General features: G+C 31.4%; 28 protein-coding genes and 1 pseudogene. 12 read left to right on the top strand and 17 right to left on the bottom strand.

Annotation, left to right across the window (positions count from 1 at the left end; genetic code table 11):
• The first annotated feature begins 51 nt into the window (after positions 1–51).
• The 5 genes from BFA01S_RS03825 (at position 52) to BFA01S_RS03805 (ending at position 4,786) form a co-directional block, all read left to right on the top strand.
• Positions 52–423 carry a GntR family transcriptional regulator gene (locus BFA01S_RS03825; protein WP_066225979.1) on the top strand — a complete coding sequence of 124 codons (372 nt, stop codon included), beginning with the start codon at positions 52–54 and terminating at the stop codon, positions 421–423.
• Positions 424–428: 5 nt separating this feature from the next.
• On the top strand, positions 429–1,295 hold the full coding sequence (locus BFA01S_RS03820) for an ABC transporter ATP-binding protein (RefSeq protein ID WP_066225977.1): 867 nt from the start codon (positions 429–431) through the stop codon (positions 1,293–1,295).
• Positions 1,288–1,893: an ABC-2 transporter permease gene (locus BFA01S_RS03815; RefSeq protein ID WP_066225972.1), complete on the top strand. Its 606-nt coding sequence runs from the start codon at positions 1,288–1,290 to the stop codon at positions 1,891–1,893. The genes BFA01S_RS03820 and BFA01S_RS03815 overlap by 8 nt, the downstream gene beginning before the upstream one ends.
• A 145-nt stretch (positions 1,894–2,038) precedes the next feature.
• Positions 2,039–2,254, top strand: a complete 216-nt coding sequence (locus BFA01S_RS03810) for a DUF6366 family protein (RefSeq protein WP_066225969.1) — start codon at positions 2,039–2,041, stop codon at positions 2,252–2,254.
• A 381-nt stretch (positions 2,255–2,635) separates the two neighbouring features.
• Positions 2,636–4,786: a transglycosylase domain-containing protein gene (locus BFA01S_RS03805; protein ID WP_066225967.1), complete on the top strand. Its 2,151-nt coding sequence runs from the start codon at positions 2,636–2,638 to the stop codon at positions 4,784–4,786.
• A 139-nt stretch (positions 4,787–4,925) separates the two neighbouring features.
• Here BFA01S_RS03805 and BFA01S_RS03800 read toward each other — a convergent pair whose 3' ends face one another.
• Positions 4,926–5,279, bottom strand: a complete 354-nt coding sequence (locus tag BFA01S_RS03800) for an ArsR/SmtB family transcription factor (protein ID WP_066225964.1) — start codon at positions 5,277–5,279, stop codon at positions 4,926–4,928.
• A complete protein-coding gene (locus BFA01S_RS03795; RefSeq protein ID WP_066225961.1) occupies positions 5,280–5,738 on the bottom strand; it encodes an SRPBCC family protein in 459 nt (152 codons plus the stop codon).
• 352 nt (positions 5,739–6,090) lie between these two features.
• On the opposite strand from BFA01S_RS03795, the gene BFA01S_RS03790 reads away from it, so the two are divergent.
• The gene (locus tag BFA01S_RS03790) at positions 6,091–6,852 is read left to right on the top strand and encodes a sporulation protein (protein WP_066225958.1); all 762 of its coding nucleotides are present in this window, start codon (positions 6,091–6,093) and stop codon (positions 6,850–6,852) included.
• Between the two features lie 86 nt (positions 6,853–6,938).
• Here the strand turns inward: BFA01S_RS03790 and BFA01S_RS03785 are convergent, their stop codons facing one another.
• Positions 6,939–8,132 carry a DUF418 domain-containing protein gene (locus BFA01S_RS03785; protein WP_066225957.1) on the bottom strand — a complete coding sequence of 398 codons (1,194 nt, stop codon included), beginning with the start codon at positions 8,130–8,132 and terminating at the stop codon, positions 6,939–6,941.
• A 1,032-nt stretch (positions 8,133–9,164) separates the two neighbouring features.
• On the opposite strand from BFA01S_RS03785, the gene BFA01S_RS23625 reads away from it, so the two are divergent.
• Positions 9,165–9,260 carry a site-specific integrase gene (locus BFA01S_RS23625; protein WP_082799845.1) on the top strand — a complete coding sequence of 32 codons (96 nt, stop codon included), beginning with the start codon at positions 9,165–9,167 and terminating at the stop codon, positions 9,258–9,260.
• 714 nt (positions 9,261–9,974) lie between these two features.
• Here the strand turns inward: BFA01S_RS23625 and BFA01S_RS03780 are convergent.
• From BFA01S_RS03780 to BFA01S_RS03745, 7 genes are all read right to left on the bottom strand, one after another.
• The gene (locus tag BFA01S_RS03780; RefSeq protein ID WP_066225955.1) at positions 9,975–11,300 is read right to left on the bottom strand and encodes an FtsW/RodA/SpoVE family cell cycle protein; all 1,326 of its coding nucleotides are present in this window, start codon (positions 11,298–11,300) and stop codon (positions 9,975–9,977) included.
• Complete coding sequence (locus tag BFA01S_RS03775) at positions 11,297–11,728, bottom strand: PadR family transcriptional regulator (protein ID WP_066225952.1); 432 nt, start codon at positions 11,726–11,728, stop codon at positions 11,297–11,299. Before BFA01S_RS03775 ends, BFA01S_RS03780 begins: the two co-directional genes overlap by 4 nt.
• A 3-nt stretch (positions 11,729–11,731) precedes the next feature.
• A complete protein-coding gene (locus BFA01S_RS03770) occupies positions 11,732–12,244 on the bottom strand; it encodes a sigma-70 family RNA polymerase sigma factor (RefSeq protein WP_066226098.1) in 513 nt (170 codons plus the stop codon).
• A 439-nt stretch (positions 12,245–12,683) separates the two neighbouring features.
• Complete coding sequence (locus tag BFA01S_RS03765; RefSeq protein WP_066225949.1) at positions 12,684–13,100, bottom strand: hypothetical protein; 417 nt, start codon at positions 13,098–13,100, stop codon at positions 12,684–12,686.
• Positions 13,101–13,374: 274 nt separating this feature from the next.
• Positions 13,375–13,854, bottom strand: a complete 480-nt coding sequence (locus tag BFA01S_RS03760) for a hypothetical protein (protein WP_156483526.1) — start codon at positions 13,852–13,854, stop codon at positions 13,375–13,377.
• Between the two features lie 26 nt (positions 13,855–13,880).
• Positions 13,881–14,231 carry a hypothetical protein gene (locus tag BFA01S_RS03755; RefSeq protein WP_066225946.1) on the bottom strand — a complete coding sequence of 117 codons (351 nt, stop codon included), beginning with the start codon at positions 14,229–14,231 and terminating at the stop codon, positions 13,881–13,883.
• A 1,003-nt stretch (positions 14,232–15,234) separates the two neighbouring features.
• Entirely contained in the window at positions 15,235–15,759 is a 525-nt protein-coding gene (locus tag BFA01S_RS03745; RefSeq protein WP_066225940.1) for a hypothetical protein, read from the bottom strand.
• A gap of 503 nt (positions 15,760–16,262) precedes the next feature.
• Here BFA01S_RS03745 and BFA01S_RS03740 point away from each other — a divergent pair.
• The 3 genes from BFA01S_RS03740 (at position 16,263) to BFA01S_RS03730 (ending at position 18,311) form a co-directional block, all read left to right on the top strand.
• Positions 16,263–16,718 carry a MarR family winged helix-turn-helix transcriptional regulator gene (locus tag BFA01S_RS03740; protein WP_066225937.1) on the top strand — a complete coding sequence of 152 codons (456 nt, stop codon included), beginning with the start codon at positions 16,263–16,265 and terminating at the stop codon, positions 16,716–16,718.
• Positions 16,719–16,789: 71 nt separating this feature from the next.
• The gene (locus tag BFA01S_RS03735; RefSeq protein ID WP_066225935.1) at positions 16,790–17,761 is read left to right on the top strand and encodes an acetyl-CoA carboxylase carboxyltransferase subunit alpha; all 972 of its coding nucleotides are present in this window, start codon (positions 16,790–16,792) and stop codon (positions 17,759–17,761) included.
• 142 nt (positions 17,762–17,903) lie between these two features.
• Positions 17,904–18,311 carry a nuclear transport factor 2 family protein gene (locus BFA01S_RS03730; protein ID WP_066225930.1) on the top strand — a complete coding sequence of 136 codons (408 nt, stop codon included), beginning with the start codon at positions 17,904–17,906 and terminating at the stop codon, positions 18,309–18,311.
• A 725-nt stretch (positions 18,312–19,036) separates the two neighbouring features.
• Here BFA01S_RS03730 and BFA01S_RS03720 read toward each other — a convergent pair.
• The 4 genes from BFA01S_RS03720 to BFA01S_RS03710 form a co-directional block, all read right to left on the bottom strand.
• Positions 19,037–19,645, bottom strand: a complete 609-nt coding sequence (locus tag BFA01S_RS03720) for a transglutaminase-like domain-containing protein (RefSeq protein WP_066225923.1) — start codon at positions 19,643–19,645, stop codon at positions 19,037–19,039.
• A gap of 82 nt (positions 19,646–19,727) precedes the next feature.
• Complete coding sequence (locus tag BFA01S_RS03715; protein ID WP_066226093.1) at positions 19,728–20,207, bottom strand: hypothetical protein; 480 nt, start codon at positions 20,205–20,207, stop codon at positions 19,728–19,730.
• Between the two features lie 214 nt (positions 20,208–20,421).
• Positions 20,422–20,544, bottom strand: a complete 123-nt coding sequence (locus BFA01S_RS23390; protein ID WP_268874804.1) for a hypothetical protein — start codon at positions 20,542–20,544, stop codon at positions 20,422–20,424.
• Positions 20,545–20,806: 262 nt separating this feature from the next.
• The gene (locus tag BFA01S_RS03710) at positions 20,807–21,454 is read right to left on the bottom strand and encodes a DUF975 family protein (protein WP_066225920.1); all 648 of its coding nucleotides are present in this window, start codon (positions 21,452–21,454) and stop codon (positions 20,807–20,809) included.
• 362 nt (positions 21,455–21,816) lie between these two features.
• On the opposite strand from BFA01S_RS03710, the gene BFA01S_RS03705 reads away from it, so the two are divergent.
• Positions 21,817–22,482 carry a DUF2238 domain-containing protein gene (locus tag BFA01S_RS03705; RefSeq protein WP_066225918.1) on the top strand — a complete coding sequence of 222 codons (666 nt, stop codon included), beginning with the start codon at positions 21,817–21,819 and terminating at the stop codon, positions 22,480–22,482.
• A 370-nt stretch (positions 22,483–22,852) separates the two neighbouring features.
• On the opposite strand, the gene BFA01S_RS22250 is transcribed toward BFA01S_RS03705, so the two are convergent.
• From BFA01S_RS22250 to BFA01S_RS03695, 3 genes and pseudogenes are all read right to left on the bottom strand, one after another.
• A complete protein-coding gene (locus BFA01S_RS22250; RefSeq protein ID WP_156483525.1) occupies positions 22,853–23,026 on the bottom strand; it encodes a hypothetical protein in 174 nt (57 codons plus the stop codon).
• Positions 23,027–23,434: 408 nt separating this feature from the next.
• A pseudogene (locus BFA01S_RS23720) lies at positions 23,435–23,725 on the bottom strand (YetF domain-containing protein); the annotation flags it as partial.
• Between the two features lie 369 nt (positions 23,726–24,094).
• Complete coding sequence (locus BFA01S_RS03695; RefSeq protein WP_066225916.1) at positions 24,095–24,592, bottom strand: DinB family protein; 498 nt, start codon at positions 24,590–24,592, stop codon at positions 24,095–24,097.
• 288 nt (positions 24,593–24,880) lie between these two features.
• On the opposite strand from BFA01S_RS03695, the gene BFA01S_RS03690 reads away from it, so the two are divergent.
• On the top strand, positions 24,881–25,081 hold the full coding sequence (locus BFA01S_RS03690) for a hypothetical protein (protein WP_066225913.1): 201 nt from the start codon (positions 24,881–24,883) through the stop codon (positions 25,079–25,081).
• The last annotated feature ends 387 nt before the right edge of the window (positions 25,082–25,468 follow it).

The raw sequence follows: 25,468 nt of genomic DNA, 5'->3' as shown, positions 1-25,468 counted from the left end.
CAGGACATTATTTCAAGTATGTTTCCAAAAAAATAAAGAAGAGGGATTGGCATGCAAATAATTATTTCCAATAGTTCAAAGGAACCTATTTATGAACAAATTACGAATCAAATTAAATCGTCTATTTTAGCAGGGGAATTACAGGAGGGGACAGCAATACCTTCCATGCGTAAGCTCGCAAAGGATTTACAAATTAGTGTTATAACGACGAAACGTGCCTATGAGGAATTGGAGAAGGCGGGATTTATCTACTCCATTGTCGGAAAAGGGTCTTTTGTGGCAGAGCAAAATTTAGAGGTTATAAGAGAGAAGAAACTGAAGGTCATTGAGGAGCAGCTGAGTGCGGTCATAACGAATAGCAGAGAAGTTGGCCTGTCACTTGATGAGCTGCAGCAATTATTAAAGATTTTATATGAGGAGTGAGATGAATGGAGAATGTGGTTGAATTAAAAAATGTAACGAAGAAATTCAAAGATTTTTCCGTTAAAAATATTGATTTACAAGTGAAACAAGGCTTTGTAACGGGATTCATTGGAGCAAATGGGGCTGGTAAGTCGACAACGATAAAAATGATGATGAATCTATTAAAACCAGATGCCGGAGAAGTTAAGATTTTCGGGTTGGACTATAAGACGCATGAGAAGGCGATCAAGGAGCGCATTGGGTTTGTATACGATGGCAATGTATTTTTTGAAGGACTGAACTTAAAGGATATAAAACGCATTGTAGCACCAGCTTACAAACAATGGAATGATACACTATTTTATCAATATGTTGAAAAATTCGAATTACCGCTTAATAAAGCAATGAAAACTTTTTCAAAAGGGATGCAAATGAAGGCATCATTGGCGGTAGCACTATCACATCATGCAGAGCTGATCATTATGGACGAACCAACAGCAGGCTTAGACCCTATTTTTAGACGAGAGTTATTGGATCTTTTACAGGAATTAATGATTGATGGTAATCGTACCATTTTCTTCTCTACGCATATTACAACTGATTTAGATCGTATCGCAGATTATATAGCTTTAATACAGAGAGGTGATTTAGTATTTAATCAGTCCATTCATGACGTAGCTGAAAACTATGCGCTCGTTAAAGGAGGATTGGAACTTCTGGATAGAGACACTGAAAAGGCATTTATTCATGTTCATCGTGCATCAACAGGATTTGAAGCATTAACGGATAATATTAAAGCAGTGAAAAATACTTTCGGAGACACAGTTGTCATTGAACGTGCCTCTCTGGAAGATATCATGTATTACTTGAAAGGAGGAATACAACATGCTTAATTTAATCAGACGTGATGTCATACTACAAAAAAGACAGCTATTAATCTTTATTCCTTTTATTTTATTCTTTATCATTATAGACGTATATCCAGCTTTGACTTTTCTCGTTGCCAGTATTTTTATTCCCTTTAACACATATGCTTACGATGAAAAAGCAGAGACAAATATATTATTAAATTCCTTACCTTATACACGTACGGAAATTATCGCATCACGCTATCTTGGCGCTATTGTTTATATGGTTTTAGCAATTGGGGTGACAAGTCTAGCATTATTTGCTTTCAATAAACCGTTTACGATGACTGATATTGCGATTGGCAGTAGCTTATTCTTATTATTTGCTGCATTTACCTTCCCATTATTTTATATATTTAAACCAGGCTATATTACAACAGTTGTTCTCATTAGCTTTGCTCTTTTAACATGGATAGCACGGCCTATTGCATCGTTTATAGCTGAACATTTAACAGCAATAACTGATTTTATTGTTAATTTATCCGTCCCGGCTTTATATACAGGAGCGACACTTGTTATCGTGATAGTCTATGCTATTTCTTGGGGGATTACCATTATTATTTACCAACGAAAAGCATTCTAAATGCGTTCTTTGTACTAGCTGAAAAATTCAAAATCAACTTTGACTAGATGTATGATGCAAGAAGCAGAGATATTCCTTAAAGATAGATTCATTGGAAGAGGATTAAACGATATATGTTAGAATGATAGAAAATGGGGGTGTTATATTGAATAAAGATAAAGAAACTCCTGCAAGAAAAAGAGAAAGATTAAGACAAGAAGAATTAAAGAGAAATCCAACCGGAAATATGAATGATGCGTTTAATAGGACGGAAACTGGAAATCTCGCTGATTTAGTATCCAGTTTAGGTTGGAAAGGCACCGGAATACTTATCCTTGTAATCATAATAGGTTTTGTAGTCGCATCAATATTCTTAAAGTAAACAGGCCTCTTTTTGAGGTCTTTTATTATTCACTTCTTAACATTTCTACTGTTGTATAATTTGATTTATAAAATTACTGCTTATCTCTCCATAATTACAATTGTTGCGAATAGTATTAGTACGGGTTTTTGTTTTATAGCAATTTTTGCAGAGTTTTTTATGGGACCACCCGCTTAAGCTAATAAGCATGTTGCTCCAACCCTCTTAAACAATATTCACATTTCGAATATTACTAAATGTGAATATTAACATAAGGAAAAATCGATGAAAATCTTAATAAAATAAGAGAATCATTGTTTTTATGGGAGGGAGTTAAATACTTCCTTTTATTCTTTAAAGGGAGCTTTATTAACAAGGAATTAAATTAAGGAGTAGCTGAGCATGGGAAGAATAGAAAGAAAGCAACAGCAAAAGTTATTAAGAAAAACATGGAGTTGGTGGTTCTCTAAAAGCCTCCTATTAAAGATAGTATCAATAATGCTGGCATTTACTTTATGTATTTTATTCGTTCTTAATATCATTATTTGGACGAGCGATGTAAGTAAGTTAGAAGATCCTGTTCCGCAGCCAACTATTATTTACGATCAAAATGGGGACGTAGCAAGTAAGATTTCTGCTTCGAATATCGAGGGAGTGAGTATAAAACAAATTCCCAAACATATGATATATGCTGTTATTTCAACAGAGGACCAGCGCTTTTATAAACATAGCGGGATTAATTATATAGGCATTGGTCGAGCGATGATCATGAATATGACAAAAGGGGAAATTGTAGCAGGAGGAAGTACAATAACACAACAGTTAGTAAAAAACGTCTTTCTCTCACAAGAACGTACATATACAAGAAAATTGAAAGAGGTAGTACTAACTAAAAAAATTGAACGTACTTATTCAAAAGATGAGATCATGGAGCAGTATCTAAATCATATCTATTTTGGAGAAGGGGCATGGGGAATTCAGCGAGCAGCTCATGCTTACTTTGGAAAAGATGTAAGCCAATTAACATTAAGTGAGTCTGCTATACTGGCTGGTTTGATCAAAGCACCGTCTGTCTTGTCGCCTTATAAGAATTTTGATAAGGCAATAGAGCGGAGAAATATTGTATTGTCATTGATGAAGAAGGAAGGATATATCAATCAAAAAGAACTTGAAAAGGCAAGGGAGCAAAAGATTGTATTAAAAGAAATGGAGAATGAAGATTATAAAGGAAAATATCCTCATTATGTAGACCATATAGTCGATGAGGCTATTAACAAATATCATCTTACACCAAATGAAATCCTTTCTGGCGGACTTCAAATTTATACAGAACTAAATCCTGGGATACAGAATGCTGTTGAAGAGGTATATAAAGATGATCACGTATTTCCAAATAGCCAACCAGATCAGCTTCTTCAAAGCAGTGCAATCTTTATTAATCCATCTACAGGAGGAATCAGTGCCCTTATTGGCGGTAGAGGAGAGCATACATATCGCCAATTTAATCGTGCTACACAATTGAAAAGACAGCCAGGGTCAATTATGAAACCTTTGTCAGTGTATACCCCTGCTTTAGAACAAGGTTACGATATCTTTGATACATTAGAAGATACTCCTCTTAATATAAATGGATACGAGCCTCAAAATTATGATAAAACATTTCATGGACAAGTCTCTATGTATGATGCAGTCATTCATTCTTATAATATTCCGGCAGTCTGGTTATTACAAAATATAGGAATAGAGTATGGAGGTAAAACAGTTGAGCGGTTTGGAATACAATTAGATGAAAAAGATTATATTCCCGGTTTAGCTTTAGGAGGAATGAACGAAGGAACTTCTCCATTACGAATGGCTCAGGCGTTTTCAGCATTTCCTAACAACGGGATGATGGTAGAAGCGCATGCAATTGATCAAATCGAGGATATTAATGGAGAGACAATTGGAAAGTGGAATAAAAAAGAAACTCAAGTAATGGACACATTAGTTGCTCAAAAAATGACTTTTATGCTAAAAGGTGTTGTAGAAGAAGGAACAGGGGTAAAAGCTAATATGGAAGATAGAGACATAGCTGGTAAAACCGGAACGACACAGCTTCCCTTTACTACTGAAAATGGAGCAAAAGATCATTGGTTTGTAGGATATACTCCTCAAATTGTAGGAGCCGTTTGGTTAGGATACGATAAAACTGATCAAAACCATTACCTTACTTCTTCCAGCAGCGGAACGGCCACTGTTATTTTCAAAGAAATTTTATCTAAAGCAGACAATAATATATCTTCAAAAACCTTTGATCTCTCATTACTGGGAGGTAAATATAAGAAGGAATTAGGAATAGAAAAGAAAAAAGAAAATATAAAGAAACAAAAAGAAATGCAGAAAAACAAAGAGAAGACAAGCGATGATGAATGGAAGAAAGATGATAAATCAAATCATAAAGAAAACCATTCTAAAAATGATGATAGAAAAAAACATGAAAAGAAAGAACAAAAACAGAAGAAAAACAAGAAAGATAAAGAGAAAGAAAACAAACATGGTAAGAAAGACGATTAAATAATAAACAGTACAAAAAAGTTTATTCATAAGAAAAGGAAGTTTTATTAAATGGAAGCGATGCTTTAGTAAAAGCATCGCTTTGTTCTTCAACAGCCGAAAAATTTATTATCGGCTCTCGAATTTGCTGTACATAATCTCATTCATGGTCTCTTTTAATAATTTTTAAGCTATTTTCATTATCGTTTTCAACAACATGTTTAAGAATTGACAATTTATTATTCCAAAATTGTTCATAATAAGAAAGCCATTGTTGGACTTCTGTTAAGGGTTCTGGCTGCAACTGATAGATTTTTTCTCTACCTACTTTCTTTCCACTTACTAATTTTGCTTCTGAAAGTATATGAAGATGTTTGGCAACGGCTGTCCGACTAATGGAAAAATGAGATGTAATTTCTGAGATAGGTAATTCCTTATTAGCAAGTAATTGAAGCACTGCTCTCCTAGTAGGATCAGCAATAGCTTGAAATACATCATACTTTGCTGCTGCCATTTACCCTTCAACAACCTTTCGAAGTCGTTCATTTACAATTCCGATCCAACCATTGTTCATTCTGTCACGAATAACAGAGCTTTTTTCATTCGGTTTTGGAAGAACAGTATCAGGAGATTTCCATCCACTATGTATAAGTGTAAACTCCGTCTTTTCACCCAGCTCTTTTAAAAGAAATGTAACGACCCATCCATCTGTGTCCCATGAAAAGGAAATTTTATTCGGTTCATTAATCTCTAATACTTTACAGGGTGATGGACCAAATGGAGATTGAATATGAAATTCATGTCCTACTTTAGGTTCAAAGTCGTTTGGCATGAACCATAATGCAATACCTTCCGATGTTGATACTGTATTCCATACTTTTTGAATAGGAGCTTCAAAAGTAATTGTTTGCTTAATATCTTGTAATGTTTCCAAATTATCTTCTCCTTTTTTAAAATCATAAAATAAAACCATTTGGTTTCGCTTTTTGATAATATAACACCTTTTGGTTTCGTGTCAATATTGATTCCCCTTTAATAATATTTATTGAAGAATTTAAAAGAAACTTAAATCTAAATAATTTTAAAATATATTAATATAATATATAAAAAGTAATAACCCGTGATTTTTCGCATTTTCGCTATATTTAAGCATATTAATATATTAATAAGAAGACGTAATAAAATAAAACTCATTTATTATTTGGAGGTATAGATAATCAGCTCTGCAAAAGAAAGAAAATAGATAAAATAGATTAATTAAATTAATTTATAATAATGTTAGGAAATAATTTTGCTATGAGAAAATGAAAAGAGGCGTGTAAAAAATGTTAAAAAAAATATTGAGTTCTATAGGAATTGGTTCAGCAAAGGTTGATACTCAACTTTCTAAAACAGTCTATACTGCTGGAGAAACGATGGAAGGTGTAATAGTAATTGAAGGTGGTAAAACAGAACAACAAATAGATGAAATTTACTTATCTTTAATGAGTACTTATATTCGGGAAGTAGATGATAACAAAGTAAATGAAACAGCATTGTTGGAGAAATACAAATTGGTTGATTCACTTATCGTTTCTCCTAATGAAGTAAAAAGAATTCCTTTTCATATTCCCTTACCTTTTGATGTACCTATTACTAAAGGAAAAACAAAGGTATGGATACAAACAGGACTGGATATCAAAATGGCGATTGATCCACAGGATAGAGATTATATCGAAGTTCAGCCTCACCCGCTTGTTGAATCCTTTTTACAAACAGTTAATAGTTTAGGTTTCAGTCTTCGTGAAGTAAAGTGCGAAGAAGCATCGAGAGCGTTACGTAGAAAATACCCATTCGTACAAGAATTTGAATTTAAACCAACAAGCGGATTATTTAAAGGGCGTTTAGATGAACTGGAAGTCATATTCTTCACTTCAGAACATCAAGTAGAAGTGATTTTAGAGATTGATAGAAAAGCACTTGGATTGAGAGGTTTTTTAGCGGAAGCATTGGAAAGAGATGAAACTCTTGTAAGATTTACGTTTAATTCACATGATATTCCTGCTCTGTCTCAAACATTAGTTAATATAATTAATAAATATAGTTAATAAAGAGCTCGTATTTATCTATCCGGATGAATACGAGCTCTTTTGTTTAACTCAAATTAAAATATTAAGCCATATTACAACAACTATCAGATTGAAACATCTCTGTTGTTTACAGTTTGTTCTTTAATCTTTCCATCAAAAGAGAAATTCGTCCACATTCTCAACAGCATTTCAACCGGGCCGATTTTTGCTGTTTTTAAATATAAATAGCTTCCAGCCATTTGCAAAATATAAAAGGAGACACCAAGTATGAATCCTATTGTTGCACCGAGTTTACCGAAATAGCCTAAACCATAGCTATAAAAGATTGTTGTAAAAACAACTGATTGAAGCAGATAATTTGTTAAGGACAGCCTTCCGACACTTTCAAATCCTTTTAAAATAATAGATTCTTTTGCTCGAGTGTACATAAGAGCAAAAGCGGATATATAGCCAAATGCTAATACGTAAGCACCAATGGGAGCTAATATTCCTGTTACAGCATTGACGGATCCGATATAAAAGGAGGCTTTCATTAATAGTCCAACTAGAATAAGCAGTGTACCAAGCAGATATTTCTTTTTTTCTAAAAGGGGCTTAGTAAACATTTTTATTTTGGCAGCATACATTCCGAACAAAAATAAAGGACCTACAAAAAGTGGAGATAAAAACATCAGTAAAATGGAAATATAGATGGGAATATCCATTGGATTTTTTCCACGCTGGTTCATCATTTCTTCATATGTTCCATTAGTATAAATGTCAGTTGCCGTTTTAACAAATGAGATTATTTTTTCTTCTTCTGCAACATTAGATGCATCAGGTATTAATAGGAAACTTAATACTATCGCTGTAAAAAATAAAAGAATACTTGCCCAAATTAAGATTGTTTTTGTTTTCCTATTGAGAAAGAATAATAAGAAAAAGCCAATGATACCATATAAAAGTAAAATATCACCTTCCCATAGAAAAGATAGGTGCAAAATGCCAAGGATGATGAGCATAATATACCTTCTAATAAAAAATTTCTTTGCCTTTAAACCTTTATTCTGTAAGCTTTCCTTCATTTTTATCGCTGAGTAGCCGAATAAAAAAGCAAAGATCGGCACAAAACTGCCTTCAATTGCGATCTTTGTAAAATAGTAAAAACCATAATCTATATCGCTTAAAGAAAATAATTGTATCTCATCTTTTCCAACGCCTCCATATTGAAAGATAAGTAAATTCGCAAGCAGTATACCTAAAAGACTTAATCCTCTAATCCCATCAATGGCATGTATCCTTTGCTTTTTTATCTCCATTTATTTGTTTTCTCCTTTCAATATTATAAAATCATCTTAATGGAGAAACATTAAACCAACTGGAATTTTTATCTAATTTTACATAAACTAGATTTTTCGCTTATTAATGTTTAAGTAATCTTTTTACAAATAAATACAGACGTAGGCCTATTGAAATTTATGAATATTTACAAATTACATAATGGAATAGCGGATTAACTTAAACATTTGATAAACAACATTAATTTTGGAGAAAGCCTAATGGTCGTTCAACAGTAAATTTACTAAAAGGCAGCTTAATAACATGCTCTGGGAATCTTAGAGATAAGGTGATTAAGTTAATAAGCTTTATGGAATGAAAGGTAAAAAAGTGAATCTAAAGAAGTAGGATCATTAAGTATGAAGAAATATTCCAGTTATGATTAAGGAAACAAAAGGAGAAGCGGAAGGAAGAGCTTTAATTATTATTCAGTTTACATAACAAAGTAATAAAGTGAATATAGGGAGTATCAACAGAAAGTGATGAATTAATAAAATCTAATTTACAGAAGAGCTTGTAAACAATAGTTAAAACAATTTATAAATCAAACAATAACAAAAAGAAATAATTTTGAATTTATATATATGAATAATTACTAAATTGATTTTATCAAAATTTGAATTTAATTTATTTAATTAGCTTGGCTAAATTAAAGCACGGAAAAACAGATTAATTAATTTATAATATTATTGATATTTTTTTAATTCTGTCTCACTATCTTAAGTATACTTATCATTTGAGACAGAGTTTTTGATTATTATTATAACTTCGTAGAATATATATTATGTAAACTAGATTTTTTTTAAAATATGAAAAGTTAATCTTTATCCCCTTAAGTCCCCATAATATCAATTGTTATGCACTTATTCCTCCTGGTACATCATAATTTTTTCGTTAAACGAATTATCAATCTTTGAACAATAATTATTGTTTTTTTCAACTAGTTATAACGTTTTGTTTATTATTACTGGAGGTGCTTTATATGTTATTGCAACATGCAATGCAATAGATGAATTTTTACTTTACTTAGAAATCAAAAAAACTATTCACAACACACTCTTAATGGCTATTCATATGATCTTAAATTGTTTAAAGACTTTTTAGAGTGAAACATGATTGTTCACTTGCACTAAATGACATTAGTAAGACTCTTGTTCGTCGTTTCCTTCAGGAAAAAATTACAAAAGACAAAATGCGAGCGCGAACTATCCATCACAAGATTTCATGCTTAATTATGGCAATAATCGTAATATGTAAAGACGGCAGCATAATAGTACTGTTCCATAATTTGAATTCCATACTGTATTCCCCCCTATTTGTAGTTATATCTTTCTTTTACTAATCTGTCCTTCAGTTCAATATCACTTTAAAATCTCACAATCAGTGTTTTAGATTCCTCTAGTTAACATAAATGACATATTACAAAGTAAAAAAAGACCAGATCGACAAGTGACTAGAGCCTTCATATATCAGTAGTATTAAACCTAATAAAAGCAGCACAGAAACGAAAATAAAAGCGAGAAACTGCCTTCTTAAGCCTTGACGCAATCCCCATTCTTCCTTCTCATCAAAGAACAGCAAGCGAAACGTAGCAGCACTTCTTCTAAGTAACTACACTAATAAACAAGGAAAATACGAATTTACAACATTAAGGAAATTTCAATATTAAAAAGCCTAATTTCTCATTTTTATGCTGAGAAATTAGGCTTTTCATTGTTCCATTAAAGCGCCCTTTAATGGAATATCAAAAATTATTAGTACTGTTGCAAATCTATTGATTTTACTTAATACATATCCTTTATAAACATTATTGCTAATGTACGTTACTTAAAATCTACTATCGTGGGTTCTACCATATCTTTTCTTCGATAAACATTCAAAATTAGTCCCAAAACAGCAGCGTAAAAGAGAATCCCACTTCCTCCATAACTAATAAACGGTAGGGAAACTTCCATTATCGGCACGATTCCCAAGCCCATCAAGATGTTCCAGGTAGTAGGAACGGCAAATAATGCAGCACCACCGATTACTATCAATCTCCCATAAAGGTCCTTTGTTTTAAAAGCATTTTTTGAGATTCTTGAAACAAATATCAGCAGGATAAAACAAAGGACTATTCCGAATGCCCAACCAAGAGAATAAACGAGGAAGGGGAAAGCAAAATCTGTATGCGTTTCTGGTAGCAATTGAAAATTTAAATCGTTGTAAAGTCCGTTACCGAACCAGCCTGCTTCTGTAAGGACATTCCTCACTGCAATATAAAGATATCCGGCTCCATTTGGATCGGCATCTGGGTTTATAACAGTAAATAATCTAGTAAACAAATAGCTTTGGTGCGAGGTCATAATGAAAATAATTATGAAAAGGATCCCAGCTACTATATTGGTTACGATAAGATTGATATCTAACTTCTGATGTACTCGAGCACAAGCAAACATCCCAAGCAAACAGAAAAAGTAAATGATACTATTCATTAAGTTGGGCACCATCATGTAGAACAAGATGGGAGTCCAAAATAAAACAAAAAGGAGACCTTGTTTTTTCCAACTCTGAAACTCATTAATTTTGTTAAAAATACCAGCCCAAGCAATAAAAAATAAAAATAAGCTGATCATGGTTCCATCGACCGTTAGACCTGACAGAGAAATCCACTTTTTCGCTCCACTAGTTGTATTTCCAAATAGATGTAGATATAAATGGACCAACAGACCGCCAGCATAAAAGTACATCCACCAGTTCTTTAATTTTTGGTAATCAAAGAACAGGAATCCAAGGATTACAGGAACAGCAATGGTGTACCAGATAGCCTGCTGCCCCACAAAATAGGTACTTGATAATGAAATCTCAGGAACTCCGCCAACTAACGGAAGAAAACTAATACCAGCAATAATAATAAATATAACAATAAGAACCCAATCCATTTTTGGCTTATGAAGTGCATTTAAATTCTCTCCAATAGTAAATGGATTTCCCATTTCTTGAATTGTCTTTTCGTCTGCATCCTCTTTAGAAAATCCTCTATTTTTGTAAGATTGGCTTAACTCTTGCAGATGATTAGTAAGCTCCTTTTTTATCATATTACGGGCTTCCTTGTATTTCACTTTGGAAGTTACTTTACTTAGAAATTCTTCAAATTTGGGAGAACTCATAAGGACGCCTCCTCTATTAAGTGTTTAAGGGATAGATCTTGTTTTGAGTCTTGTTTATAAGTAGCTAAGTATTTTTTTCCTTTGGAATTTAAGGAATAATACTTCTTTTTATTTAACCAATTTGATGTAAGAATTTCTTTATTTTCTAGTAGATGCAGAAGTATATAAAGTTGGCCTTCATTTTCTTGGAAAGTAAGTTCATTTTTTTGAAAAAGTTGGATAGAAATATTGTAGCCGTCCTTTGATTCATACTGAATACACTCTAATATGGCTATAATAGTTTTTATCTCCCAAGAATGAAATTGTTGTTGAGATTGATTCATACGAATGACTTCTTTCACGGCACTTTTTCTTTCATTTGAAAAAGAAAAATCCTTAAAAATTGATTTTTTCATCGAATTCTTCAGGTTAGAAAATGGATCATTCATCTCCTAAACCTCCTTTATCATCTTGTCTTTTAATAGTTCTTTCGCACGCTTTAATCTGGTTTTTATTGTATTTATATTAACTGTAGTAATCTTACTTATTTCTGCTAAAGAAAGTTCTTCATAATAATGCAGAAATACTATTTCTCTGTACTTTAGAGGCAAATTCATGACAGCATTAGTTAAGATGTTTTCTTCACTGTTCTTGATAATTTCCTCTTCAACCTGTTTTGATTTCGAAGGTAAATAATCCGAAATTTTGTCGCTGAGCATTATTTTTCGATAATGCCAGCTTCTTAAGTAATCTTTACAATGATTACTAGCAATACGGTATACCCAAGTTTTTATTGTTGCCTGCTGATTAAACTGATTCAACTTTTCATAACACTTTATAAATATCTCTTGCGTTAAATCTTCTGCTGTAGCTCGGTTTTTAACATATGTATATACGAGATGTAGGATATCATCGCTATATTCATGCATTAATTGATCAATTATCTGCTCTCTCTCGTCCAACATACTTTCGTCTGTCACCGCCAATTGTTTTAGTCCATTCAACTAGTTATCACCCTCTCACATATTTTAGACGAAGCTAACCTTCATCTGGTTTGAAAAAACAATAGTTTTTCTATGAACATATGTAATCTAGAGTATAAATAAAAAGGAACAACCTCTTATCAGATTGTTCCAGAATGTTGTAGGCAGGCTAGATGGCTTATAAAATAATTATTCAACTAATGATTCCTTATTTTTAAAAATCTACAGTTTATATACCTCTAGTTTACATAATTGACATTTTACAAAGTTAAAATTCGAGTCAATCGCTGAATTCACCCATATTCGGGCAAATTCAGCGATTTTTTGGTTGGGAAATAACGAAAAAATGAGGTCTAGAAAACAAAAGGCCGATCTCTCTTTTTCTTTCATTTTCTCGATTTTTCGTATAGCCCTTTATTTTTTAACTAAATTCGTATGTTTTTTCTTTTACTAACTTGTTATTTTTATAAAGTTGAATTTTATATGTACCTTTATTTAATTTAGTTATATCAAGTGAAAAGCTATATCCAGAAGTAATATTATCTTCTTCCCAATGTTTCTCAAAAACTATTTCCTCAGTTTTTGATTTTTTTACAATTAACTTTCTCATCACCAATTCTTCATTATTCATGTCCTTTGGATATTGATAATCCACTGAAACTAAAATCTTTTTCTCTAAGTCTAAAGGTTCTTTTGTTTTCTCCATTTTTTGAGATTCTTCATCTATTTTATAACCTAAGTCGAAATTTTCTACTTGCTTTCCGTCATCAAAATAAATAAATGTAATTACTACGATTAATAATAAAATTGGAACTAAAAATAATAGAACTTTTTTCATAATGTCACCTCATTGAATATAGAAATAACATACAAAGAAGTTGTATTGTTATAACATTTGCTTTATTTCCATTTTACTCCTTTATTCTCACACATTTGAGCTTTTTTAACTGTTATCCCTAAGAATCATAGAGTCTTCATGCGGCTAAGAAGAAAGGTAGAATTTTTACATGTATCGAAAATACTTTACCAGTTCATTTAATGAAAAAATGTTGCCTTGAAGGCAACATCAAGCAGCTTAATCTGCTGACTATTTATAGTCATTAAATATAAACTTATTGAACTTCAATAACAAATGCAGAAGTTGAATCTCCTTTTTCCCATCTTGCATGAACATCATATATGTAAATTCCTTTTTCTTTAGGTGCTATCAAGGTATTCCCTTTTAAATTTGCATCTTCTACTTCTTCTCTATTAATCCACCTAGTTGCACTCAAAGTATTTGCTTTAGGTTTATTCTTAAAAGCTATATTTAATTCAGCTCCAGGTGAAACAATCACCGGTTTTAAATCACTGTTTGCCACAATCTCAAATGGAGAAATCATATCTACACATACTGCATTCATAAATCCACTCCAGCAATATGTTCCTTGTTCAGTAGGAACAGTTATATCTCCTACTGTTATAACTGGAGAAGGTGGTTTACCTGGAGGAATTGGGGAAGATAACTTAGATGAATTAGAAAATGCAATAATGCTATATATCCCAATACCTGTGACCATTAATAATAAAACAATAAGTGATCGTTTTTTCATTCATTTCTCTCTCTTCTTTACTAATTTCATATTGTTTGCTCTTTTTTGTTTGTTTTATAAATTATCTTATCTGCTTCTTTTGATTTCTCAACATCAATATCTAATAATTTCTCTTTATGCTTTTCTACCAGTTCTTTCATACCATAAGCTATTTGTTCCGCCTGATCTTCCCCAACAATATCAAAATACTTCTCAAAAATAGCCCCGACTTCAATTAGTCGTTTCGTTCTCGCTTTTCGCTCCTTCTCTCTCATCTGGCTTTCAAGCTGCTGCTTTCTTGCCTTAATTTTCTCTATCTGTTCGTCCAATTCTCGCAGTCTCTCTTCCTCTGTTTTTTTCGCCGACTCAAAAAACCTTTCCCTATGTCTGTTGTACATCCTATTATATCCTGAATTGGTCTATGATCCCATTTCATTATATACTACCACAATGGAGTTTGGTATAATGTCTGCGATAAACAATAAGAGAAAGGGCTTGCTTCTTTCTTTTTGGATTCCTTCTTTTTGTTGTTCCTTTTCGATAACGGACTGTTCTTCTTGAAGCAATTGGTATTCATATCATTCTGTAGCAGACTCAGCTCTTATAGTGGGTGCATTAATAGCAAGAAATACAGGGATTAACATAATCGCATGGGATATCTTATAGATGATTCTCTTCTTTATGATGACAGTAAAAAAGGGAAGCACCCTAAATCGTGATAAAATCACTACTTAGGGTGCTTCCCTTTTAAAACTATTCACTTATTTATATGTATATATTAACAATATAGGGATTTTAAGTCAATATTCAAATTGGCTGTCCTGTTAATTAAATGTTTTTCTAATTTTTGTTATCTATCAAAAAATAAATCATAAATAAAAGGGTTTTAATTTCTTAAGTTTACATAATAGACATTTTACAAAGTGAAAAATGAGTATAATTAAATTAAAATGATATTCAGGTGAGAAAATGGACAATTGTTATAAAAATTATTTTTATAAAAAATTCACTAAAGTATTCTTTATAGTCATCTTATTCTTTATAGTTGTTGATATTATGGACTCAGGTAAGATTACACTCTTTTCTTTTGAAAATACATGGAACTTTATATTGTTTCAAATTATTTTCTCTTTAATTGCTTTAGGGGCTTTTAGTGCCTTTATTACAAACTTGATTTGGAAAATAAAGAGAAAATCAGATGTGGAAAAACTCTAATAACTATAATGTTTTATATCACTTCGGTTAACAAAATACAGATTTCAGGAATTAAAAAAGGATTTTCCAATTGAAAAACCTTTTAGTTGTTTATTAACTTAATGTATCCTTTATTTCAAAAATCTAATCACTCTTATCTTGGGTTAAACTCCTTTTTAAATCGTAAAATTTATAATTTTGAAATGTCTAATCCTTTTTATCTTTTTTGGGAAAATCGATCCAAGTAATCATAGCCTTCTTTGGGAGAATTTCTTGTTCTACTAAATGCCCATCTATATTTACTTGTATTTCAGTAATTTTATTTTCGTGGTTAGACACATACATAAGTTTAGGTCTTATGGTGTTAGGGAGAAGAGGGAGAAAAGAACTTAATGTTTCATCTTGTCTATCCTCAATACTTCTCCATTTATAATTACCTCTATTATTTTTATGGAATTCGATATAAGCTGGTCTATCGTTATATAGAAACCCAACAATTCTTACATCATCGAAATCTTTAATCTCTAAAATTTCAATTGATTTATCTTCATATCCTTTAATTGATTTAATAACTTTAACAATGGACTCTTTATCATTCCCATATAAAGTATTGCTAAATTGATAAATTGAAAACCCAACAACCAATATTATTAAAATAATTAAAAATGTCAAATCCCTTTTTTTCAAGAATTTAATCTCCCTTTGATATTTATTTAATTTAATCCATCTCATAAAGCAATCCACTACTTAGTTGAATAAGAATTTAAAATACCTTAATAAGTGCTTTATAACAATCTAGTTAACATAATCCACATTTAAAGCAATAAAAAGAATCTTTTAAAATTAAAGATCCCTTTAATTAGATAAATTATTGAAAAACACCAACTATCCAAACAATTAAATAAAGTGGAACTGCCACAATTATCATTCCTACAAGTAAATAACTAATAGATCTTATAATAAATTTAAAAATATCATATATAGAACCTGCTACGTCTTCAACAAACCTCAAACTAAAACCCCTTTCATTATATATACTATTAATCCTAATTTCACTATTATTTCTCTTCATTTTATTAAGTAAGATGAAAAATATTTGTCCTAATTAACATAAAGCATATTATCGGCGGCAAAAAAAGGATCTTCAATTGTAAGAGGAACCCCTATTTCTATTAATGAACCTTTCATGTATAATACATTAGATGTAAAGTACATCATTATAGGAGGAGATACGTTTGAAAAGAGAAGAAGCTCTAAAATTAAGAAAAGATATCATGAAATTTGTAAGAATGTTTGGGTTTATGGATTCTCTCAAAAAACCTTTAGGAAGACCTTTATCGGTTTCCCAGGTAATGGCATTAGAAGAATTAGAATCCACCAAGCTAACTGTTTGGGAATTAGCCAATAAACTTATGTTGGAGCGTTCGTCAGTGAGCCGATTAGTAGATAAATTGATAAAAGAAGGGTTAGTTTGTCGTGAAGAAAATGAGAAAAACAGAAGGGAAATTCACCTCTCTCTGACAGATAAAGGTCAAATAACCTTTCATCAAATAAGAGAACAATCAGTTGAATTTTATCAAAATGTTCTAATGAGTTTATCCGAACTGGAACAAAAAAAGGTTGTTGATGGTTTCGAATTACTTATTAAATCTATTTCCGATTTAACATGCAAAACAAATGAAGAACATTAAAAACAGTATTTAATTTTCAAAATATAATTTCTTTTATTCACAATTATTCACACTAGAAATGGAGGTCAAACATGAGTCTAGACTTCGAGCGTCCTATAATTGAGTTAAGAAAAAAAATTTCTGAATTACAGAAGTTTATGATAGAAAACAATCTGAATTTATCGTCTGAAATCGATAAATTACAAGAACGTTTAAAAAAATTAGAAGATGAAATATATGAAAATATTACCCCTTTTCAAAGAGTTCAAATTGCAAGACTTCGAAATCGACCTACAACATTGGACTATATCCCTCTATTGTTTACAAACTTTTTAGAACTTCATGGTGATAGACTTTATGGAGACGATAAAGCAATAATAGGTGGAATTGCCAAGTATAAAGAAGTACCCGTTACTATCATCGGTCAACAAAGGGGGAGAAATACGAAGGAAAGTATCGAACGAAATTTTGGATATCCACATCCTGAAGGTTATAGAAAAGCTCTAAGACTTATGAAACAAGCTGAAAAATTTAACCGTCCTATTATCACATTTATCGATACCGCTGGAGCGTACCCTGGAAAGGAATCTGAAGAACGTGGAATATCAGAAGCCATAGCTCGGAATCTCTTTGAAATGAGCAATCTTAAAGTTCCAATTATATCTATTGTAATCGGCGAAGCTTCAAGTGGTGGAGCCCTTGGTATCAGTGTTAGTAATCATATACATATGTTAGAAAATTCATGGTACTCAGTTATTTCTCCTGAGGCTGCCGCCTCTATACTATGGAAAGATTCTGCACATGCTATTAAAGCAGCTGAACATATGAAAATTACTGCACCAGATGTAAAAGAATTAGGAATTATTGATACTTTAATCCCTGAGGTTAAAGGTGGAGCACATAATGACATAGAATCACAAGCGAAAATGATTGAATCTACAATCGAATCTTCTCTTAAAGAATTGTTATCATTATCTTTAGATGAGCTTATACAACAACGTTATGAAAAGTTTAGAAATATAGGTGTATTTAGAATTGGAGAAGGGAACCCCCTATCTTTTTAAAAAAGAGATGAGAGTCTGCTTTGTCTAAAAATCTCTTTGTAAAATTGTAGTGGGAAATTTTCTCCCTCCCCATTTTCTGTTATTTTTACTAATTTACCGAGTAATAGGACAAAGACAATATAATGAAAGGAATTTTGAAATAGTGAATAATGCCCAAATGGTTTTAGCCAACTATTATAATGCATTAGGTAGTAAACAAATTGATAGAGTGATTGAAATAGTTCACGATGAAGCAAAATTTATTATTCTTAAAAAAGAGCCATCTGACGAAATCCCTTTATATGGAATATATGAAGGTAAAGAGGGAGTTGAAAAATATTTAAATATTTTAGCTGAAGTATATCAAATAGAAGTATTTGTTATTAATAAAATAATCGGTGATCAAGATACAGCATTTGCATGGGGAAGTTTTCGAATCAAAGTCCAAGTAACTGGAAAAGCTTTTGAGAGTGATTGGGCAGCAGTTTGTGAAATTGAAGAAGAAAAGATTAAGTTATTTCAATTCTTTGAAGATACAGCTGCATTAGAAGAAGCTTTTGATTTAACTTAATCAAATAATGATTGAATATTTACGGTTAAAACTCTAGTTAGTTTCAAATATTTAACAGAAACTCACCAATTAATCTGCCTTGTTAATTAAACAAGGCTTTTATATATTTTAAATACGTACTTTATATCAATCTAGTTAACATAATGGACATTTACAAAGTAAAAAAGGATCTTTTTAAAGATCCTTTTAGTCCTTTATTAAATTAAAACATCCATTAGCATATTAAAAAATAAACAATTAATCATTACAAATTCTCTAGTTTCTATATTTTTTATATAAAAACATAAATATCACTATAATGAATGTAGCCATTATTGAGTACTTTAGAATCATAAAGAAAAAATCCGGATAAGATGTCTCTTCAACTGAACCCATTCCATTTACATCTGTTGTATACCTAACTCTTTGTATCAAGACTAACAACAATGAAAAAGAAGTAATAAATGAATATATAGCAGTTTTCACTAAAGTTTTTTCCACAATAATCCTCCTTATATCTTTTATTGAATATTTTACTATAAAAACCAATTATATTATTATTTTAGACTGCTCCACTAGTTGAATAAGATCCTTAAGTTTCAAATGACTACTTTATATCAATCTAGTTAATATAATTGACATTTTACAAAGCTAAAAGGGATCTTTCATCGAAAGATCCCTTTAATTATTTATTGAATTAAAGCATCTATTAGTTAAAGAAGTCTTAGTGTTTAAGAAATGTATATTTATAAAATATCAGGTAGATGGTGTTTATACATTTCTAATGCATTTGTATTTTCATTTAAAGTTGCAATCGTTTTGGCATTTGGTTCAAAAAAGATAATTGGATAATCTTCTTCATCAAAACTTTCTTGAATTGGGAATGCTAAGATTTCTTCATCTATCGAGAATTCGGCTTGGACTCCGGGTTTGTTTCCACGAGCATCTAAGCGAATCCATCGGTTTAGTGAATGAAGGAATACTGCATTTAGTGTATGTAGCGAGTAGCCCTTATCTGGTATATCGAATAGCATTAGTCTTTGATAACAAAAACCCGTCGGTATACCTTGCGATCTTAATAAAGCTGCCAATAAATTTGATTTTGCATAGCATATACCTTCTTTATATTTAAGTACATCTGAAGCTTTACAAGTAACTTTTGAACTTCGAATGTCCCAAGAATGAGATATTTTATCTCTTACAAACTCAAAAGCAGTCTTAGCTTTTTCAATTTCTGTCTGTTCATCATTAAACAATTCAGTAACGACTTCCTTAATCAAAGGATCCGAAAAATCTACTACATTCAATTCTTTCAAATAATCTTTTAAGTCTGTCGATTCCATTATAAGCTCCAATAAACTCCACTCCACATTAATATTATGTATAATTACACACAATTATATATTAATATACAATATTAATGTTTAAATTAGTGACTTATTGAACTTCAATAACAAATACAGATGTTGAATCTCCCTTTTCCCATCTTGCATGAACATCATATATGTAAACACCTTTCTCTTTAGGTACGATTAATGTATTCCCTTTTAAATTTGCCTCTACCATTTCTTCATCATTAATCCATCTAGTTACAGTCAAAGTGTTTGCTTTAGGTTTATCCTTAAAACTTATATTTAATTTGGCTTCAGGAGAAACAATAACTGGTTTCAAATCACTGTTTTTCACAATACCAGGTGGAGAAATCATATCTACACATATTGCATTCATAAATCCACTCCAGCAATATGTTCCTTGTTCAGTAGGAATAATTATATCTCCTACTGTTATAACTGGAGAAGGTGGTTTACCTGGAGGAATTGGGGAAGGTAACTTAGATGAATTAGAGAATGCAATAATGCTATATACCCCAATACCTGTGACCATTAATAATAAAATAATAAGTAAAAGTTTTTTCATCCTTTTTTCTCTCTTCCTTGCTAATTTCATATTGTTTGCTCTTTCTTGTTCATTTTATAAATTATCTTATTTGCTTCTTTTGATTTCTCTACATCAATATCTAATAATTTCTCTTTATATTTTTCTACAATTTCTTTCATCCTATAAGCTATTTTCTCGGCCTGATCTTCTCCAATAATATCAAAATACTTCTCAAAAATAGCTTCGACTTCAATCAGTCGTTTCGTTCTCGCTCTTTCTCTCTCATCCGGCTTTCAAGCTGTCGCTTTCTATCCTTAATCTTTGCCATCTGCTCGTCCAGTTCTCGTAGTCTCTCTTTCTTTGTTTTTCTCGCCAACTCAAAAACCTCCCCTGTTCCTTTTAACTCTCCTATTATATCCTAAATTGGTTAACAAACCCTATTCATCATATGAACTGCCACACTCCATTGTGATAGTCCATGATGAACAAAGAGAAGAAGGGTGAAATTATACAAACTATCATTTGTCGTGCGGTTGCTTTGCAACAAAAAGAGAAAGAACTTAAAAGTCCTTTCTCTTCTCTTAACACCTTATAAAATTTTTTTCCGTAAAGATAAAATCCTAGAATTTGAAATATTTTTATTCATCAACTTTTATATCATTTTGTTTACCTTTAACTTCTTCATAAAATTGAGCATACGTCACTGAATAGTAGGGATATATAAATAAGAATCCTAATCCTAAAGTTATAATTCCTAATAAAAACCAACCAATGAAAGATAAACTTAAAAGAAAAGCTTTTCCTTTATATCCATTTATCATTTTGCGTGATTCTGTTATTGCTTGTATTGCTGGAAGTTCTGGACGATCCTTCAAAATATACAGAGTAAATGAATAAGATATTGCTTTTATAATTCCTGGAATAATAAGCAAAAGAGTCCATAAAAAAGTAAAAAATCCTATAACAATACTTACCCAGATACTTTTCCAAAACATTTTAAAAAATGGTTCAAACAACATTGCCATTTCTACATTTTTATTTCTTGTTATTTCTAAAGTAAGCCAAAACCATCCAACACTTAGTGGAATTAATAATATAGATAAAATAAGAGTAGTAAAATCGATAAATTGCTGTAATGCAGTTAATGATTCTTCATCAACATATGTTGCTGGTGAAATTAAGCTTGGTATGGAATTCAACATAGTTAATATTAATCCAGCTCCAACCATAAACCACCATCGACCTTGTAATGCCTGTTTTGCTGCTCGTTTACATTGTGAAATCAAGTATATTCGTCCTTTCTATGTATAAAATAATAAACTCTTATTATACATGAATTTCAAAATATATATATAAATTTTGATAAAAGATGTAACTAGAATTAACAAGTCAATGTAATCTAGATTTTTGCCTGATTGCGGTTATTTTGCTGATTGATGGTGAACATATAAAAACATCCAAAATTCTTAAAAAAGCTTTAAATTGAGCTTTCATTCCCCAATTTTCTCTTTGCTTCGATAGGGAACTTTTTTAATTGTATATCATGAATTCTTAATAAAGTTATCCTATCTTTCACATTTTCAGGCATATTTTTAATTTCATTTGTGCATTTTAACGATAAATATATAAATGCAGAGGAGAAAATTTAATGTCTACACAAAATTCCGAACAAATAGAGAAGTATGTGCTATTTAATAAAAACCACCTTCCATTTAAAAAAAATCGAATTTTACAAATTATTATTTTTTTATTTTTAATTGGGTGGATATTAACTGCAATACGTCCTGCTAATTGGACGTATTATTTACTAGAAAATATTCCTATGGGGCTTATTATAATAATTCTTTCCATCTTCTACAAAAGGCTTAAGTTAAGTAATTTCTCCTATCTGTTAATTGCCCTGTTTTTTCTTATGAACGCCTTTGGTGCGCATTATGATTATGGAAAGACACCAATAGACGAATGGTTGAAAGATTCATTTGAAATAAAAGGAAAATACTATGATTTGATAGTCCATTTTGGTTATGGACTATTAATGGCCTATCCAATAAAGCAGCTTTTATCCCAATATACGAAGCTGCATACCTTTTGGCTATACATTTTCATCTTCTCATTGATTGTTTCCCTTAGCGGGACTTTTGAGATTATTGAAATGTGGGTGCATAAAATAACTCATCCCAATAATCCTGAAAAGCACCTAGGACTTCATCGCGATCCCTTTAATTCACAAAAAGATATGTCAATGGTTTGGTTAGGGACCTTTCTTGCAATAGTTATTATGATAATAGTTAATTCAAGAAAAAAAAGAAGATAAGAATAAATTATTGAGAGTACTTAAGTCTGTAACTAAGAAATAATTATTGCCGCCTAACTTTTTGCTAACGATTCCAGCATTTCCACATTGTTTGTCTACATACTATTAATCCAGAATCCAAAATACTATTACTTAGAGCCGGGTTTAAAATCTTCTTTTAGGAATTCAAATCTAAGTTCTTGTCCTTTTTCAATTTTAGAACCATCAGCATTCACAATACTTGGTGAATGGTACAACGAGGATATTAATTAAGAGGTATATTTACAATTTACGAAGCTGTCTCCTTAAATCTTAAAAACCTAAAAGCCTCACAAAAGTTCAATGAGCTTTTGTGAAGCCTTTTTCAAACTAAGGGTTATTCTTTTTTTATTTAACTATTATCGGATGGAAAATATAGACTTGTGGGTTTTCTTACACACGTGCCTTCACCAATACAAGCTGTCTCCCCTTCTCGACTATATTCCCCGCCGAATCCATCGTCTCCATCAAGGGAAGAATTTTGTCCGAGGTTCTCTATATTTGTAACTTCTTTTTTATTGTTCATGTTTTATCACCTCCTGAAAACTATTATCTTCTCAATTTGTTTGTTTATTAAGGAAATAAATGGAGGGTTGTTTATCGCACTAACCTACACTGTTAGCTTTAAGTACATTTCTTCACAATCTCTTCTCTATACAATCCAACCTGTTATTCAAGGATATGACACGATTATAGAACAAAAAATCCAGCAATACTGAATGTTTGATCAAACTTTTTATAAACAGCGTGACTTTATTTCAAACCTACAGTTATTTAATTTTGATATAATAATATAAGAACCTTTCTACAATAAAATGTAGAAAAGTTCTTTAAAGTTGTTTAATTCTTATTCAGCTAAAGCATCCGTTAGTTAAAGAGCAACGCTTATGTATTGTGCAATATTGTTGTACTGATGACAAAAAAGACAGCCTATTTAATGGGGCTGAGGTTTATAGTCCACTATGTCTGCCTCGTCATAAGCTTCTTGAAATAATGGCGGCGTTTTCGCTTCAGACTGATTTTGTGATGAAGGACGAATACCATTTCCAGCTAAGATATCCAAAATTTTTTGAATATCTTCTTTGGTTGAAGGTGCTTTATTTGGCTTCAAGATAGTCGATATTTTACCATTGGGCTCTAATATTGCTAATTCAATATCTTGGACACTTCCTATTTTTTGTTGGCGAAGTGCACCTTCAATCTCATCTGTCGTTAATCTGGCTTTTCTTAGCTTTTCTTAGCTCTTCTAACATCATCTTTCCATCTTTAATTAGTATTGATGGTACTCCATTGATAAACTTCCTGGATTTTGGAAACCATTAAATCTATACAGGATATGTAGATGATTTTTGAAAACTAGGTAATAACAAAAATTTATGTATAAGTGTTTTTCAGAATATAAAATAAAGGCTAATTACTAATCTTCTACATATGATACAAGCACAACTGGAACATAGCTCTTTAAATACAATGTCGATTTACACTAATTCAACATTAGAAGAATTAAAAAAGGAGATCGATAATTAAACAAACTTCATTCTACAAATATAATAAAAAAAACCGGCAGACGCCGGCTTTTTTTATTATGACAATATCAGCTCTTTTGAGCATTCATTGCTTCCCATTCTTCTTTGCTAGGACCATATACGCCAGGAACTTTCAAATCTGCTTGTCTCATAAGGACAGTCAATTGTCCGCGATGATGAGCCTGATGCTGAATGAGCAGACGGAAAACAGCCTGAACCTGCATGTCCCTTCCAAATAAATTTACCATTTCGGTCATTTTTTCATCTGAAACCTGTTCAGAAAAAGCTTGTGTTAACCGTTGACTTACTGTTTTGTATGTCTCAGTGATTTCAGCAGCTGATTTCGGTGCCTCTTTTTGAAGATCAGGAATCTCAAATTTTAATCCAACCTGTGAAGGAAAGTAGTAAGTTGCTCCAGTAATGTGCCAAGCCAGGCTTCCAATGCTGTATAACCCTGGAAAAACCTCCTGATTCAATGATTCATCTGTCAGTACATCCAGCACTTTTTGGGTAACAGCTGCTTCTTGTTTCCATTCGTTTAAGAAATCATTTACTGATGTAAACATTCTATTCCCTCCTTAAATTAGCAAATCCTTCATTTTTTAAAACAAACCTTTCGAATTCATTATATCATGTTCAGTTAACCATCCGCTTCTCTCAAAGGCTTATTAATCAAAGGATATTTTGCTATTCTTGCAAAACCCTATTCAGTAATCCGGCCCAATTGTGGAACAACTCTATCTTAGCATTGTAAATCCGCATTTTCCTGATTCTATCCCTAAATGTAATATTAGATTTTATTTTGAATCAATTGTTCATACTAATATAAAATATCTGTTTCAAAAGGAGATTATATGCCAAATCAAAAAAATAATCGCCATAATCCAGTCCTACATAAAAATCAAGTTAATCGATTAAATAAAGAAGATGATATATATGGAATACTCAAACAAACAATGGAAGTGGATACAAATGTCAATGAAGACCCAAATCGGGAAAGATTATTGGATGAATCAGTCGATGCTTTTCTAGAATCAAAAGAAGAACAGTTTTAGCTTTAAAATAAAGTTTAATCAAATAGGCAATACGTTATTGTTTAGAAATACGACTTTTGAAAAAAACGGCTCAGTTTCAATCGACAGACATCACCTAAGTAAGAAGAGGAAAGGTTACCTTCGCATTATTAAATAACTCAGATAGAGAATTAGCAATTAATCTTTTTACTGATAAAATTTCATCGGGTTGTTCACTAACACAGTGATATACCCGATAAACAGGTGGATTTTCATCCTTATCTAAAGATATATAAACCTGTTCTCCTTTTCCTAAAGCATCATATAAGTTTAAACTAAAGATGGAAAGGTGTTTGGAAACTTGATAGAAAATGCAAAGCAAGCTTCTAATGTATAATAAAAATTGATTTAAATAGAAAAGATTCAGTT

The organism is Metabacillus fastidiosus NBRC 101226, from assembly GCF_001591625.1.
In the GTDB taxonomy this organism is placed as follows: domain Bacteria; phylum Bacillota; class Bacilli; order Bacillales; family Bacillaceae; genus Metabacillus; species Metabacillus fastidiosus.
This window is presented reverse-complemented; position numbering and strand designations above follow the sequence as displayed.

Excerpts from the sequence above, each read along its gene's own strand:
- BFA01S_RS03825 (WP_066225979.1), top strand. The coding sequence starts at position 52 with ATGCAAATAATTATTTCCAATAGTTCAAAGGAACCTATTTATGAACAA.
- BFA01S_RS03820 (WP_066225977.1), top strand. The coding sequence starts at position 429 with ATGGAGAATGTGGTTGAATTAAAAAATGTAACGAAGAAATTCAAAGAT.
- BFA01S_RS03815 (WP_066225972.1), top strand. The coding sequence starts at position 1,288 with ATGCTTAATTTAATCAGACGTGATGTCATACTACAAAAAAGACAGCTA.
- BFA01S_RS03805 (WP_066225967.1), top strand. The coding sequence starts at position 2,636 with ATGGGAAGAATAGAAAGAAAGCAACAGCAAAAGTTATTAAGAAAAACA.
- BFA01S_RS03800 (WP_066225964.1), bottom strand. The coding sequence starts at position 5,279 with ATGGCAGCAGCAAAGTATGATGTATTTCAAGCTATTGCTGATCCTACT.
- BFA01S_RS03795 (WP_066225961.1), bottom strand. The coding sequence starts at position 5,738 with ATGGTTTTATTTTATGATTTTAAAAAAGGAGAAGATAATTTGGAAACA.
- BFA01S_RS03790 (WP_066225958.1), top strand. The coding sequence starts at position 6,091 with ATGTTAAAAAAAATATTGAGTTCTATAGGAATTGGTTCAGCAAAGGTT.
- BFA01S_RS03785 (WP_066225957.1), bottom strand. The coding sequence starts at position 8,132 with ATGGAGATAAAAAAGCAAAGGATACATGCCATTGATGGGATTAGAGGA.
- BFA01S_RS03780 (WP_066225955.1), bottom strand. The coding sequence starts at position 11,300 with ATGAGTTCTCCCAAATTTGAAGAATTTCTAAGTAAAGTAACTTCCAAA.
- BFA01S_RS03775 (WP_066225952.1), bottom strand. The coding sequence starts at position 11,728 with ATGAATGATCCATTTTCTAACCTGAAGAATTCGATGAAAAAATCAATT.
- BFA01S_RS03770 (WP_066226098.1), bottom strand. The coding sequence starts at position 12,244 with ATGTTGGACGAGAGAGAGCAGATAATTGATCAATTAATGCATGAATAT.
- BFA01S_RS03765 (WP_066225949.1), bottom strand. The coding sequence starts at position 13,100 with ATGAAAAAAGTTCTATTATTTTTAGTTCCAATTTTATTATTAATCGTA.
- BFA01S_RS03760 (WP_156483526.1), bottom strand. The coding sequence starts at position 13,854 with ATGAAAAAACGATCACTTATTGTTTTATTATTAATGGTCACAGGTATT.
- BFA01S_RS03755 (WP_066225946.1), bottom strand. The coding sequence starts at position 14,231 with ATGTACAACAGACATAGGGAAAGGTTTTTTGAGTCGGCGAAAAAAACA.
- BFA01S_RS03745 (WP_066225940.1), bottom strand. The coding sequence starts at position 15,759 with ATGAGATGGATTAAATTAAATAAATATCAAAGGGAGATTAAATTCTTG.
- BFA01S_RS03735 (WP_066225935.1), top strand. The coding sequence starts at position 16,790 with ATGAGTCTAGACTTCGAGCGTCCTATAATTGAGTTAAGAAAAAAAATT.
- BFA01S_RS03715 (WP_066226093.1), bottom strand. The coding sequence starts at position 20,207 with ATGAAAAAACTTTTACTTATTATTTTATTATTAATGGTCACAGGTATT.
- BFA01S_RS03705 (WP_066225918.1), top strand. The coding sequence starts at position 21,817 with ATGTCTACACAAAATTCCGAACAAATAGAGAAGTATGTGCTATTTAAT.
- BFA01S_RS22250 (WP_156483525.1), bottom strand. The coding sequence starts at position 23,026 with ATGAACAATAAAAAAGAAGTTACAAATATAGAGAACCTCGGACAAAAT.
- BFA01S_RS03695 (WP_066225916.1), bottom strand. The coding sequence starts at position 24,592 with ATGTTTACATCAGTAAATGATTTCTTAAACGAATGGAAACAAGAAGCA.
- BFA01S_RS03690 (WP_066225913.1), top strand. The coding sequence starts at position 24,881 with ATGCCAAATCAAAAAAATAATCGCCATAATCCAGTCCTACATAAAAAT.